Consider the following 13,084-nt stretch of genomic DNA (forward strand, 5'->3'; position numbering starts at 1 on the left):
AGAGCGGGCATTGCACGACACTCGCCCGCAGACCTCCCTCCGCCCCGAGCACCCGGTGCCCCGGTCGCTGTCGCAGCTGGTGACGGAGTTCTCGCTCGGTCCGGTCCGCGGTGTCGAGGGCGTCGAGGTCAGCGGGATCACGCTCGATTCGCGCCACGTCGAGTCGGGCGACCTCTACGTCGGTGTCGTCGGGCGATCCGCGCACGGGGCAGCGTTCGCCGCCGACGCCGCGGCCTCCGGGGCCGTCGCCGTCCTGACCGATCCCGCGGGGGCTGCGCTTGCCGCCTCCTCCGGCCTCCCCGTCCTCGTGACCCCCGACCCGCGGGCCGCGCTCGGCGACGTCGCCTCGTGGATCCACCGGACCGGGGAGGACGTGCCCACCCTCTTCGGCGTGACCGGGACGAACGGCAAGACCAGCGTCGTCTACCTCCTCGATGCGCTGCTGCGCCGACTCGGTGTCGTCTCGGGCCTGAGCTCGACCGCCGAGCGGCGCATCGGTGACGTGGCCGTCGTCAGCTCCCTCACCACCCCCGAGGCCAGCGAGCTCCACGGTCTGCTCGCCCGCATGCGCGAGTCGGCCGTCCGCGCCGTCTCGATCGAGGTGTCGGCGCAGGCCCTCAGCCGGCACCGCATCGACGGCCTGGTCTTCGACGTCGTCGGCTTCACCAACCTCAGCCACGACCACCTCGACGACTACGCCGACATGGAGCACTACTTCGAGGCGAAGGCCGACCTGTTCCAGCCGGAGCGGGCGCGGCGCGGCGTCGTCACCGTCGACAGCGTCTGGGGGAGGCAGCTCGCCGAGCGCAGCCGCATCCCCGTCACGACGCTCGCCAGCTCCCCGGTCGTCGGAGTCGCTCCCGAGAACGACGCCGACTGGTCGATGACCGTGCTGCGCAGCACGTCCGAGCTCACGACCTTCCGCCTCGAGGGGCCCGAGAACCGCTCGGTCGAGGTGAGCGTCCCGCTGATCGGCTGGTACATGGCCGCGAACGCCGCGCTGGCGATCGTGATGCTCGTCGAGTCGGGCTTCGACCTCGAGGCGATCGCGCACGTCCTCGCGGAGAGCCGGCTCGACGTCTACATCCCGGGGCGCGCCGAACGGGTCTCGGGAGAGCGCGGGCCGAGCGTCTACGTCGACTACGGGCACACGCCCGACGCCTTCACGAACGCGCTCGAGGCCCTCCGAGACCTCACCCCGGGCCGACTGATCATGGTGTTCGGCGCCGACGGCGACCGCGACGCCACCAAGCGCGCCGACATGGGCGCCATCGCCGCTCGTCTCTCCGACATCGTCGTCGTGACCGACTTCCATCCGCGCTGGGAGGACCCCGCCGCCATCCGCGCGGTCCTCGTCCAGTCGGCGGCGTCAGCCGTCCCGGAGCGGGAGATCCACGAGATCCCCGATCCGCGCGCCGCCGTGCGCGCCGCCGTCGCGCTCGCGCGCGAGGGCGATTCGATCCTCTACGCCGGACCGGGCCACGAGGACTACCAGGAGATCGCAGGAGTGCACATGCCGTATTCGGCCCGAGACGATGTCCGTCAGGCCCTGCGTGAGGCGGGCTGGCTCTAGATGATCGCCATGACCCTCACCGAGATCGCCGCCGCCGTCTCCGGCCGGCTCCACCTCGCCGGTGCCTCCTCGAACGCCGCGACCGTCGTCGACGGCGCGACAGAGACCGACTCGCGCGAGATCGCGCCCGGCGGGATCTTCGTCGCCAAGCGCGGCGAGCACACCGACGGCCACCTCTTCGCGCCGGTCGCGGTCGAGCGCGGCGCGGCCCTGCTGATCGTCGAGCGGCCGCTCGACCTCGACGTCCCCCAGGTGATCGTCGACGACTCCGTCCAGGCGCTGGGCGCCCTGGCGACCGAGGTCGTCCGCCGGGTGCGCGCGCTCGGCGGTCTCACCGTCATCGGCGTGACCGGATCGAACGGCAAGACGACGACCAAGAACCTGCTGCGCACCGTGCTGGAGCGGGTCGGCGAGACCGTCGCTCCGCGCGGCTCGTTCAACAACGAGGTCGGGGCGCCGATCACGATGCTCCAGGTGTCGGAGTCGACGAGGTTCCTCGTCGCCGAGATGGGCGCCAGCGCCGTGGGCGAGATCCGCCGCCTCGTGCGGATGGCCAAGCCCGACGTCGGCGTCGTCCTGGCGGTGGGCCTGGCCCACGCCGGCGAGTTCGGCGGGATCGAGCGCACCCTCGAGGCGAAGACCGAGATGGTCGCCGACCTCACGTCCGACGACGTCGCCGTGCTCAACGTCGACGACGGCCGCGTCGCCTCGATGGCGGGCCGCACCGCCGCTCGCGTGCTCTGGTTCGGCCGAGGCGAGAGCGCCGACGTCCGCGCGGTCGACGTCGAGACGCCCGCCGACGGCACGCGCTTCACCATCGAGGTCTCGGCGGGCGAGGGCCGCGAGGCCGCCCGTGCCGAGATGCTCCTGCGCGTCCTCGGAGAGCACCACGTCATGAACGCTCTCGCCGCGACGGCGGCCGCGCTCTCGGTGGGCGTGCCGCTCGCGAGCATCGTCGAGGCGCTGTCCACGGTCACGCTCGCCGAGCGCTGGCGGATGCAGGTGCTCGGCGGCGCTGACGTCAAGGTCATCAACGACGCGTACAACGCGTCCCCCGACTCCACGGCCGCGGCGCTGCGCACCCTCGCCCAGATCGCCGAGCCGGGCGGACGCACCGTCGCCGTCCTCGGCGAGATGAGCGAGCTGGGGGAGTGGGCCGACGAGGAGCACGACCGGGTGGGTCTGCTGGCCGTCCGCCTGAACATCTCGCAGATCGTCGTGGTCGGCGCCGGAGCCCGGCGCATCCACGTCGCGGCGGAGCGCGAGGGGTCGTGGAGCGGCGAGTCCGTCTTCGTCGAGACCGCCGACGACGCCTACGCGCTCCTCGAGGACTACCTCCGGAGCGGAGACACCGTGCTGGTGAAGTCGTCCAACTCCGCCGGCCTGCGATTCCTCGGCGACCGACTGGGGGAGCGCCACCGATGAGAGCACTCCTGCTGGCCGGAACCTTCTCCGGCGCCTTCACCCTGCTGCTGACGCCGCTGTTCATCCGGCTCTTCCACCGCCTCAAGTGGGGCCAGTTCATCCGCGAGGACGGACCGCAGTCGCACCACGTCAAGCACGGCACGGCGACGATGGGCGGCATCGTCATCATCGTCGCCACGGTCGCGGGCTACTTCCTCGCGATGCTCTTCGGCAACCGGGCGATCGCGCCCTCGGCGCTGCTCGTGCTGTTCATGATGGTCGGGCTCGGCCTCGTCGGCTTCCTCGACGACTTCCTCAAGACCCGCAACCAGCGCAGTCTCGGCCTGGGCGGCTGGGCGAAGATCGCCGGCCAGGTGATCGTCGCGGCGGCCTTCGCCGTCATCGCGATCATGGTGCGCGACTCCAACGGCCTCACACCGGCGTCCACGTCGATCTCGTTCATCCGCGATCTCCCGCTCGACTTCGCGTCGCTCGGCTGGATCGGCATCGGGCTCTTCGTGCTGTGGATCTGCGTGATCGTCACGAGCACGTCGAACGGCGTGAACGTCGCCGACGGCCTCGACGGCCTCGCGACCGGTTCGTCGATCCTCGCGATCGGCTCGTACGTGATCATCGGCTTCTGGCAGTCCAACCAGTGGTGCTACGACCTCCAGCTGAACCCCGAGGTGGCCGACAAGTGCTACCAGGTGAGCGATCCCTTCGACCTCGCGATCATCGCCGCGGCGATCTCCGGGGCCCTCGTCGGCTTCCTCTGGTGGAACACCTCGCCGGCGCAGATCTTCATGGGCGACACCGGCTCGCTCGGTCTGGGCGGCGCACTCGCGGCCCTCGCGATCCTGACCCGCACCGAGCTGCTGGTCATCCTGATCGGCGGTCTCTTCGTGATCGTCACCGGGTCGGTCATCCTGCAGCGGATCTACTTCAAGATCACCCGGGGCAAGCGGATCTTCCTGATGAGTCCGCTCCACCACCACTTCGAGCTCAAGGGCTGGGCCGAGGTGACGGTGGTGGTCCGCTTCTGGATCATCGCCGGGATCCTCGTCGCCGCAGGCGTCGGGCTCTTCTACCTCGAATGGCTCTCCCTGGCATGACCGATCCCGCTCTCGTCGCCCGTCTCGATGCTCTCCGCAGCTGGCACTCCGACTGGCGCGGTCTGCGCGTCGCCGTGCTCGGCCTCGGGGTGACCGGGTTCTCGGTCGCCGACACGCTGACCGAGCTGGGCTCGGACGTGCTCGTCCTCGCCGACCGCGCCGACGAGGAGCGCGAGCGCCTCCTCGAGGTGATCGGCGCCCGTCTGCACCGCGCGGAGCACCTCGACTCCGTCCCCGCGGAGCTGACCGCGTTCGACCCCGAGCTGGTGATCGTGTCGCCGGGCTTCCGGCCGACGCATCCGATCGTCGAGTGGGCGGTGGCGTCGGGGACCGCCCTGTGGGGCGACGTCGAGCTGGCGTGGCGCGTGCGCGACAAGGTGACCCGTGCCGATGGCTCGCCCGCGGAGTGGGTGGCGGTCACGGGCACGAACGGCAAGACCACGACCGTCCGGCTCACCGCGAGCATGCTGGTCGCCGGCGGGCTGCGTGCGGCGCCGTGCGGCAACATCGGAGTGCCCGTGCTCGACGCGGTCCGCGACCCGCAGGGCTTCGACGTGCTGGTCGTCGAGCTCTCGAGCTACCAGCTGCACTACCTGGGCGCGATCGAGCCGATCGCGAGCGCCTGCCTCAACATCGCCGAGGACCACCTCGACTGGCACGGCTCGTTCGAGGAGTACCGCGCGGCGAAGGCGAAGGTCTACGCGAACACCCGGGTCGCCTGCGTCTACAACCGCTCCGACGCCGCGACCGAGCAGATGGTGCTCGACGCCGAGGTGATCGAGGGCGCGCGCGCCATCGGCTTCGGGCTCGGCGTGCCCGGCCCCAGCGACTTCGGCATCGTCGACGGCATCCTCTGCGACCGCGCGTTCCTCGACGACCGCCGGACGAGCGCCCTCGAGATCACCACGGTCGACGAGCTGGCCGCCCGCCACCTCGCGGCCCCGCACATCGTGCAGAACGTGCTCGCCGCCGCCGCGCTCTCGCGGGCGTGCGGCATCGAGCCCGGCGCGATCCGCCGCGCCCTCGCCGGCTTCGAGCTCGACGACCACCGCATCCAGGTCGTCGCCGAGCGGGCGGGAGTGACCTGGGTCGACGACTCCAAGGCGACCAATCCGCACGCGGCCGATGCCTCCCTCCGCGCCTACCCGTCGGTGGTCTGGCTCGTCGGCGGACTGCTGAAGGGCGTCGACGTGGGCTCCCTGGTGGCCGGTCACGTCGGCCGTCTGCGGGGCGCCGTGGTCATCGGAGTCGACCGGGCCGCGGTCCTCGAGGCATTCCGACGACACGCGCCCGAACTCCCCGTGACCGAGGTGGTCGCGGATGAGACTGGGGCCGTGATGCAGGCGGCCGTCGAGGCTGCGGCGGCGCTCGCCCAGCCGGGCGATGTCGTGCTGCTCGCGCCCGCTGCGGCGTCGATGGACCAGTTCCGCGACTACGCAGCACGGGGCCGTTCGTTCGCGGCCGCGGTGACGACGTATCTGGGAGGAGGGGCCGATGACCGCTCCGACGACGAGCAGGCTCCCGGGTCGCTCCCGGACTGACGCCGCGAGGACCGGCACCGAGAAGGGCTCCCGGAAGACGGGTGACCGCCACCGCGTGCGGACCGCGCGGATCGTCCTCTCGCGGGTCTTCGCCTCCGAGTCGCCCAACTTCTACCTGCTCTTCGGCACGACGCTCTTCCTCGTCCTCTTCGGGCTCACGATGGTGCTGTCGTCGTCGTCGGTCACGTCGTACGTCAGCAGCGACGACTCGTTCGGCGGCTTCTACCGCCAGGGCGGGTTCGCCCTGCTCGGCGTGCCGCTGATGCTCGTCGTCTCGCGGCTGCCGCTCGCGTTCTGGAAGAAGGCGACGCCGATGATCCTCGGTGTCGGCTGCTTCTTCCAGGTGCTGGTGGTCTTCACGCCCCTGGGCTGGTCGGTCGGCGGCAACACCAACTGGATCCGCCTCGGCGGCTTCACGATGCAGCCCTCCGAGATCATCAAGCTCGGTCTCGCGCTCTGGCTCGGCCTGCTCCTCGCGCGCCGCTACAAAGGGCCGAAGGACTGGAAGCACGCGCTGATCCCGGTGGGCATCGTCGGCGGCGGCTCGATCGGCCTCGTCCTGCTCGGCGGTGACCTCGGCACCGTGGTCATCATGGCCGGCATCGTGCTCGCGGCGCTCTTCTACGCGAACATGCGGATGCGGGTGATCATCCCGATCGTGGTCGTCGGCTCCGTCGGCGCCGTGCTGTTCGCGATCTCGAGCGAGAACCGGCTGACCCGCATCATGTCGTTCCTCGGCGACTGCTCGAACACCGAGGACTACCAGAACTCCTGCTGGCAGCCCGTGCACGGCACCTGGGCCATGGCGTCCGGCGGCATCTTCGGCGTCGGGCTCGGCAACTCCAAGGCGAAGTGGTCGTGGCTGCCCGCGGCCGACAACGACTACATCTTCGCCATCATCGGCGAGGAGCTCGGCCTGATCGGCGCGATCGTGGTGCTCGCCCTCTTCGTCGTCCTGGCCGTCGCCTTCTTCCGCGTGATCCACTCGTCGACCGATCCCTTCGTCCGGATCGCCACCGGCGCGGTGATGGTCTGGCTGATCGGCCAGGCGTTCGTCAACATCGGCGTCGTCCTGGGGGTGCTCCCGGTGCTCGGGGTGCCCCTGCCGCTGATCTCCTCCGGAGGCACCGCCCTGGTCAGCTCGCTCATCGCCATCGGCGTCGTCCTCTCGTTCGCGCGCACGCAGACGGCGCCCCTCCCCGTGCTCGGCGCCGGTCGCGGCAGCCACGAGGCGGTCGCGGAGTGACCCGCTTCCTGCTCGCCGGCGGAGGCACCGCCGGCCACGTGAACCCGCTGCTCGCGACCGCCGACGAGATCCGCGCCCGTCGTGCCGACGACGAGGTCCTCGTGCTCGGCACCGCGGAGGGGCTCGAGTCCCGCCTCGTGCCACTGCGGGGCTACGAGCTCTCGGTCATCCCGCGCCTGCCCTTCCCGCGCCGCCCGAACGGCGCCGCCCTGCGCTTCCCGTCCGCGTTCCGCTCCACGATCGACGGCATCGTCCGCACGATCCGCGAGCGGCGGATCGACGCGGTGGTCGGCTTCGGAGGCTACGCGGCAGCGCCCGCGTACCTCGCGGCCCGCCGTGCCCGCGTCCCCTTCGTGGTCCACGAGGCGAACGCCCGACCGGGGCTCGCCAACCGGCTCGGCGCGCGCGTCACGCCCTGGGTCGGCGTCGCGTTCGACGGCACGCCGCTCCCGCACGCGCGGACGGTCGGCATGCCGCTCAGGCGCGAGATCGCCGATCTCGACCGCGCGGCGCGACGCGGCGACGCGATGCGCGAGTTCGGCCTCGATCCCGCCCGCCCTACCCTGCTCGTCACGGGGGGCTCCCTCGGCGCTCGGCGGATCAACGCCACGGTGCACGCCGCGGCCGCCGCCGTGGTCGAGACCGGCTTCCAGATCCTGCACATCACGGGGTCGAAGGCCGAGATCTCCGATCCCGGTATCGCGGGCTACCACCTCCTCCCGTACTGCGACCGGATGGACCTCGCCCTCTCGGCGGCCGACCTCGCCGTCTCGCGCGCCGGCGCGGCGACCGTCAGCGAGCTGAGCGCGCTGGGTGTCCCGGCCGTCTACATCCCCTACCCCGTCGGCAACGGCGAGCAGCGCTTCAACGCGCGCGGCGTCGTCGACGCCGGGGGAGCCGTGCTCGTCGAGGATGCCGCGTTCCTGCCGACCTGGGTCGAGGCCTCCCTCCTCCCGCTGCTGGAGGACGCCTCCCGCCGCGACGAGATGGGGCGCCGGGCGGCCACGGTCGGCGTCCGCGACGGCTCCGAGCGGCTCGTCGACCTCATCGGGCTCGCGCTGCAGCAGCGCCGTTGAGGTCCCTCCGCGCGGCTCGGGGACTCACCGCGGGCCACCGTCTACACTGATCCGGCGCCCGGCGCGCGGCACCTCGCACGCCCCGTCGACCACCCGAAAGCGAGAGCCCCGTGATCAAGCCCGACCTCGGCATCACCGTCCCCGACGAGCTCGGCTCGGTCCACTTCATCGGCATCGGCGGGTCGGGGATGAGCGGGATCGCGCGCCTCTTCCACCACGCCGGCCACCGCGTCACGGGCTCCGACGTGCGCGAGTCGCACCCCATCGAGCAGCTGCGCGAGCTCGGGATCCCGGTCGCCATCGGTCACGACGCCGCCCACCTCGGCGACGCGGAGGCGGTCGTGGTCACCTCGGCGCTCTGGCAGGACAATCCCGAGTACGTGCTCGCGAAGGAGCGCGGCCTGCCCGTGCTGCACCGCTCGCAGGCGCTCGCCTGGCTCGTCCGCGGGCACCGCCTCGTCGCGGTCGCCGGAGCGCACGGCAAGACCACCTCCACCGGCATGATCGTGACCGGGCTGCTCGGGGTCGACGCCGACCCCAGCTTCGTGAACGGCGGCATCATCGAGAGCCTCGGCACGTCCTCCGCCGCCGGCTCCGGCGAGGTCTTCGTGGTCGAGGCGGACGAGTCCGACGGCAGCTTCCTGCTCTACGACGCGGCGGTCACGCTGATCACCAACGTCGACCCCGACCACCTCGACCACTACGGCTCGCTCGAGGCGTTCGAGGAGGCGTTCGTCACCTTCGCGTCGAACGCGGGCGAACTGGTGGTCGTCTCGTCCGACGATCCCGGTGCGGTCCGCGTCACCGAGAGGCTCTCGGGCAAGCGCGTCCTCACCTTCGGCGAGGCGGAGGGAGCCGACGTCCGGGTCGTGGACCTCGAGCTCGTCGGCCCGGTCGGCTTCTCGGTCGAGTACGAGGGCCGCCGCTACTCGGCGCGACTGCGCATCCCGGGGCGCCACAACGCGGTCAACGCGGCCGGCGCCTTCGCGGTGCTGGTCGGGCTGGGCTTCGAGCCCGCCGCCTCGCTCGAGGCCGTCGCGGCGTTCGGAGGCACGGAGCGCCGGTTCGAGCTGCACGGCTCGGTGCGCGGTGTGAGCGTCTACGACGACTACGCGCACCACCCGACCGAGGTCGCGGCGGCGCTGTCCGCCGCCCGCACCGTGGTGGGGGAGGGGCGCATCATCGCGGTCCACCAGCCGCACCTCTACAGCCGCACCCGCCTCTTCGCGCGCGAGTTCGCCGAGACGCTCGAGCGCTACGCCGACGAGACCGTCGTGCTCGACGTCTACGGTGCGCGCGAGGATCCGGAGCCGGGTGTCACGGGCGCGCTCGTCAGCGGCAGGTTCGCCGACCCGTCTCACGTGTCCTTCATCGCCGACTGGGAGGAGGCGGCACGCCGCACCGCCGAGATCGCGCGCGAGGGCGACTTCGTGATCACCCTGGGCTGCGGCGACGTCTACCGGATCATCCCGCAGCTGCTCGAGTCCCTCGGCGCGAGCGAGGCCTCCGCGGTCGCTCGATGACGGCGGTGCTTCTCGGCGGGGCGCTCGGCGGTCGCGCGTGAAGCGCCCCGAGGGCGCCCGGACGGCACGACCGCCCGGTCGCAGTGCCCCGGTCAAGCCGCCGACCGCGTCGAGCGGCGAGCCGACGGAGCCGATCAGCATCGTGGCGCCGTCGGCCTCGAAGCCGGCGCCCTCCCGCAGCGGGCCGGAGTCGATCGGGCTCGTCGACCGGGCGAAGGAGCGGCTCGGACGGGTCCGCCTGCCGGGCGCCGACCGCCGGACGGTCGCCCGGGCCGCGAAGGAGCGCCGCCGGTTCGAGCGAGGCGAGGTGCGCCGCTTCACCCGGCGAGCGCGTCGACGTCGGTCGATCGCGCTGGTCACGGCCGGATCGCTCGTCCTGCTCGCCGTCGTGGTCGCGATCGCGGCCTACTCGCCGCTGATGGCGGTCCGCACGATCGAGATCGCCGGCACGCAGCGCGTGAGCGCCCAGGCGATCCAGTCGTCGCTCGACGATCAGCTCGGCGTGCCGCTCACCCTCGTCGACCGGTCGGAGGTGGGCGCCGTCCTCGGCGCGTATCCGCTCGTGCAGAGCTACTCGGTGCAGACGCGGCCGCCGAGCACACTGGTCGTGACGATCGTCGAGCGGACCCCGCTCGCCGTCCTCGCGAACGGCGGGCGCTTCGACCTGGTCGACGCCGCCGGAGTCGTGATCGAGACGGCCGACGCCGCGCAGCCCGGGTACCCGATCGTCACCACGCCGACCGGAGGGGCCTCCGGCGCGGCCTTCCGCGTGATCACGCAGGTGCTGCGCACCGTGCCCGCGAATCTCGCCGGTCAGGTCACCGCGGCCTCCGCGACGACCGGCGACGACGTCTCGCTGACGCTCGCGAACGGCTCGGTCGTGATGTGGGGCGGGTCGGACGACTCGGCCCTCAAGGCCGTCGTGCTCGAGAAGCTGATGGCGGCCACCGACCCGGCGGCCGTCGCGACGTACGACGTCTCGTCGCCCCAGGCCGCGGTCGTCGCACCCCGATGAGGGCGGATCCGCTCGGCTCTTTGCCGAATGCGGGCGTGTCTGCTGGGAGCTGCGCCGGACTCCGCCTACCGTCAGTCGAACCCCACATGCATACTCAGTATAACTTTAAGCCTCGACTACAGGTTTAAGGTTCAGCCCGGAGGCCGGAGACGTGACGTCAAACCAGAACTATCTCGCCGTGATCAAGGTCGTCGGCATCGGCGGTGGCGGCGTCAACGCCGTGAACCGCATGATCGAGCTCGGCCTGCGCGGCGTCGAATTCATCGCCATCAACACCGACGCCCAGGCGCTCCTGCTCAGCGACGCCGATGTGAAGCTCGACGTCGGACGCGAGCTCACCCGCGGCCTCGGTGCGGGAGCCGACCCCGAGGTCGGCCGTCGCGCCGCAGAGGACCACGCGGAGGAGATCGAGGAGGTGCTCGCCGGCGCCGACATGGTCTTCGTCACCGCGGGCGAGGGCGGCGGAACCGGCACCGGCGGTGCCCCGGTCGTCGCGCGCATCGCGAAGTCGATCGGAGCCCTCACGATCGGTGTGGTCACGAAGCCGTTCGGCTTCGAGGGCCGCCGTCGCCAGACCCAGGCCGAGGCGGGGGTCGCGACGCTCAAGAACGAGGTCGACACGCTCATCGTCGTCCCGAACGACCGGCTCCTCGAGATCAGCGATCGCGGCATCTCGATGCTCGAGGCGTTCGCGACGGCCGACCAGGTCCTCCTCGCGGGTGTCCAGGGCATCACCGACCTGATCACCACGCCGGGCCTCATCAACCTCGACTTCGCCGACGTCAAGTCGGTCATGCAGGGCGCGGGCTCCGCGCTGATGGGCATCGGCTCCTCGCGCGGCGCCGACCGCGCCATCAAGGCCGCCGAGCTCGCGGTGGCGTCACCGCTGCTCGAGGCCAGCATCGACGGAGCGCACGGCGTGCTCCTCTCGATCCAGGGCGGATCGAACCTCGGCATCTTCGAGATCAACGACGCCGCTCGGCTGGTCCAGGAGGCGGTGCACCCCGAGGCGAACATCATCTTCGGCGCGGTCATCGACGACACCCTCGGCGACGAGGTGCGCGTCACGGTGATCGCCGCGGGCTTCGACGGCGGCGAGCCCGGCGCCCAGGCGCCGGCGTTGACCGCGCAACCGCGTGCGCAGGCCAGCGCGCCGGCCGAGAGCGCGGCGGAGCCCACCCCGGCGCCGGTCGTCGCCCCGGCCGCCGGCTCGATCTGGTCGAGCACGCCGGTCGCCGCCCCCGCCCCGGTCGCCGACCCGTCGTTCGACGACGACGAGAGCGACCTGGACATCCCCGACTTCCTCAAGTAGTCGCCGTGGTCGACCAGGCTCTGTCGGAGCGCTGGAGCGCCGTCTCCGAGCGGGTCGCCGATGCGGCCCGCTCGGCGGGGCGCGATCCCGCCGAGCTCACCACGATCGTGGTCACGAAGTTCCACCCCGTCGAGCTGCTGCGCGACCTGCTCGAGCTGGGTGCAGTCGACTTCGGCGAGAACCGGCACCAGGAGGCGCAGGAGAAGGCCGCGATCCTCGAGGACACTCCCGCGCGCTGGCACTTCATCGGTCAGCTGCAGAGCAAGAAGGCGCGCCAGGTCAGGAGCTACGCGGACGCGGTGCACTCGGTCGACCGTCCCGCGCTCGTCCCGCTGCTCGACGCCGAGGGCGACCCTCTCGACGTCTTCCTGCAGGTCGACCTCAGCGGTGAGCCGGGGCGGGGCGGAGCGGCTCCCGAGGACGTCGACGCGCTGGCCGAGGCGATCGTCGCGGCTCCCGGCCTGGTCCTCCGCGGCGTGATGGCCGTCGCTCCGCTCGGCGAGGAGCCGCGACCGGCCTTCGCGCGCCTGCGCGCCCTCTCGGAGCGCGTCCGCGCCATCGACCCGGCGGCCTCCGCCATCTCGGCCGGCATGTCGAACGACTACGCCGAGGCGATCGCCGAGGGCGCGACACACCTGCGAATCGGTTCCGCAATCACCGGCAATCGCCCCGCTCGCACGTAATCTCGTCACGACCCACCTGTGCACGGACGATCAGTGCACGATCCACCCGTGGGAGTGACGACGACACGGAGGACACTCATGGCCAACCCGCTCAAGAAGACGATGGTCTACCTCGGACTCGCCGACGAGGAGATCGAGTACGAGCGCGCCGACACCGTCGAGGCCGCCCCCGCACCCGCCACTGCTCACCGCGCACCGGTCTCCCCGGTCCAGCCCGTCCCCCCGGTCGAGCAGGCCCCCCAGCCCCGCGCGACGGTCACCCCGCTCCGCAAGCCCACCCCCCAGACTCCGAAGGCGACGGCACACGCCGAGATGAACGAGATCCTCACCGTCCACCCCAAGCAGTACCGCGACGCCCAGGTCATCGCCGAGAACTTCCGCGACGGCATCCCGGTGATCATCAACCTCTCGCAGATGAGCGACGCGGACGCCCGCCGCCTCATCGACTTCGCGAGCGGCCTGTCGCAGGGCCTCTACGGCCGGATCGAGCGCGTGACGAGCAAGGTCTTCCTGCTCTCGCCGTCGCACATCACGGTCGCCGGCGATTCGGCCTCCGCCGAGAGCGACGCCGACGCGTCGTTCTTCGCGAAGTCCTGACC

At 71.9% G+C, this 13,084-nt stretch carries 11 protein-coding genes; all 11 read left to right on the forward strand.

All coding sequences use genetic code 11. From position 1 onward, the window contains the following. Nucleotides 1–10: 10 nt before the first annotated feature. The 11 genes from GRS92_RS13335 to GRS92_RS13385 all read left to right on the forward strand — a co-directional run bounded on the left by GRS92_RS13335 (nucleotide 11) and on the right by GRS92_RS13385 (nucleotide 13,082). Complete coding sequence (locus tag GRS92_RS13335) at nucleotides 11–1,573, forward strand: Mur ligase family protein (protein ID WP_159857157.1); 1,563 nt, start codon at nucleotides 11–13, stop codon at nucleotides 1,571–1,573. Next, nucleotides 1,574–2,998 carry a UDP-N-acetylmuramoyl-tripeptide--D-alanyl-D-alanine ligase gene (locus GRS92_RS13340; protein ID WP_159857159.1) on the forward strand — a complete coding sequence of 475 codons (1,425 nt, stop codon included), beginning with the start codon at nucleotides 1,574–1,576 and terminating at the stop codon, nucleotides 2,996–2,998. After that, nucleotides 2,995–4,089: a phospho-N-acetylmuramoyl-pentapeptide-transferase gene (gene mraY, locus GRS92_RS13345; RefSeq protein ID WP_159857161.1), complete on the forward strand. Its 1,095-nt coding sequence runs from the start codon at nucleotides 2,995–2,997 to the stop codon at nucleotides 4,087–4,089. The genes GRS92_RS13340 and mraY overlap by 4 nt, the downstream gene beginning before the upstream one ends. Next, nucleotides 4,086–5,630, forward strand: a complete 1,545-nt coding sequence (gene murD / locus GRS92_RS13350; RefSeq protein ID WP_159857163.1) for a UDP-N-acetylmuramoyl-L-alanine--D-glutamate ligase — start codon at nucleotides 4,086–4,088, stop codon at nucleotides 5,628–5,630. Before mraY ends, murD begins: the two co-directional genes overlap by 4 nt. After that, nucleotides 5,584–6,876 carry a putative lipid II flippase FtsW gene (gene ftsW / locus GRS92_RS13355; protein WP_159857165.1) on the forward strand — a complete coding sequence of 431 codons (1,293 nt, stop codon included), beginning with the start codon at nucleotides 5,584–5,586 and terminating at the stop codon, nucleotides 6,874–6,876. The genes murD and ftsW overlap by 47 nt, the downstream gene beginning before the upstream one ends. After that, the gene (gene murG, locus GRS92_RS13360) at nucleotides 6,873–7,952 is read left to right on the forward strand and encodes an undecaprenyldiphospho-muramoylpentapeptide beta-N-acetylglucosaminyltransferase (RefSeq protein WP_159857167.1); all 1,080 of its coding nucleotides are present in this window, start codon (nucleotides 6,873–6,875) and stop codon (nucleotides 7,950–7,952) included. The genes ftsW and murG overlap by 4 nt, the downstream gene beginning before the upstream one ends. A 110-nt stretch (nucleotides 7,953–8,062) precedes the next feature. Then, on the forward strand, nucleotides 8,063–9,475 hold the full coding sequence (gene murC, locus GRS92_RS13365) for a UDP-N-acetylmuramate--L-alanine ligase (protein WP_159857169.1): 1,413 nt from the start codon (nucleotides 8,063–8,065) through the stop codon (nucleotides 9,473–9,475). 37 nt (nucleotides 9,476–9,512) lie between these two features. Next, nucleotides 9,513–10,490 carry an FtsQ-type POTRA domain-containing protein gene (locus tag GRS92_RS13370; protein ID WP_159857171.1) on the forward strand — a complete coding sequence of 326 codons (978 nt, stop codon included), beginning with the start codon at nucleotides 9,513–9,515 and terminating at the stop codon, nucleotides 10,488–10,490. Nucleotides 10,491–10,641: 151 nt separating this feature from the next. Continuing rightward, nucleotides 10,642–11,802, forward strand: a complete 1,161-nt coding sequence (gene ftsZ, locus GRS92_RS13375) for a cell division protein FtsZ (RefSeq protein WP_159857173.1) — start codon at nucleotides 10,642–10,644, stop codon at nucleotides 11,800–11,802. 5 nt (nucleotides 11,803–11,807) lie between these two features. Then, entirely contained in the window at nucleotides 11,808–12,485 is a 678-nt protein-coding gene (locus GRS92_RS13380; RefSeq protein ID WP_159857175.1) for a YggS family pyridoxal phosphate-dependent enzyme, read from the forward strand. Nucleotides 12,486–12,563: 78 nt separating this feature from the next. Beyond that, nucleotides 12,564–13,082 carry a cell division protein SepF gene (locus GRS92_RS13385; protein ID WP_159857177.1) on the forward strand — a complete coding sequence of 173 codons (519 nt, stop codon included), beginning with the start codon at nucleotides 12,564–12,566 and terminating at the stop codon, nucleotides 13,080–13,082. The last annotated feature ends 2 nt before the right edge of the window (nucleotides 13,083–13,084 follow it).

The organism is Rathayibacter sp. VKM Ac-2754 (genome assembly GCF_009807095.1).
Classification (GTDB): Bacteria; Actinomycetota; Actinomycetes; order Actinomycetales; family Microbacteriaceae; genus Rathayibacter.

What these genes read in the sequence shown, in the direction of transcription:
- GRS92_RS13340 (WP_159857159.1), top strand. Translation starts at nt 1,574, where the DNA reads ATGATCGCCATGACCCTCACCGAGATCGCCGCCGCCGTCTCCGGCCGG.
- mraY (WP_159857161.1), top strand. Translation starts at nt 2,995, where the DNA reads ATGAGAGCACTCCTGCTGGCCGGAACCTTCTCCGGCGCCTTCACCCTG.
- murD (WP_159857163.1), top strand. Translation starts at nt 4,086, where the DNA reads ATGACCGATCCCGCTCTCGTCGCCCGTCTCGATGCTCTCCGCAGCTGG.
- ftsW (WP_159857165.1), top strand. Translation starts at nt 5,584, where the DNA reads ATGACCGCTCCGACGACGAGCAGGCTCCCGGGTCGCTCCCGGACTGAC.
- GRS92_RS13385 (WP_159857177.1), top strand. Translation starts at nt 12,564, where the DNA reads ATGGCCAACCCGCTCAAGAAGACGATGGTCTACCTCGGACTCGCCGAC.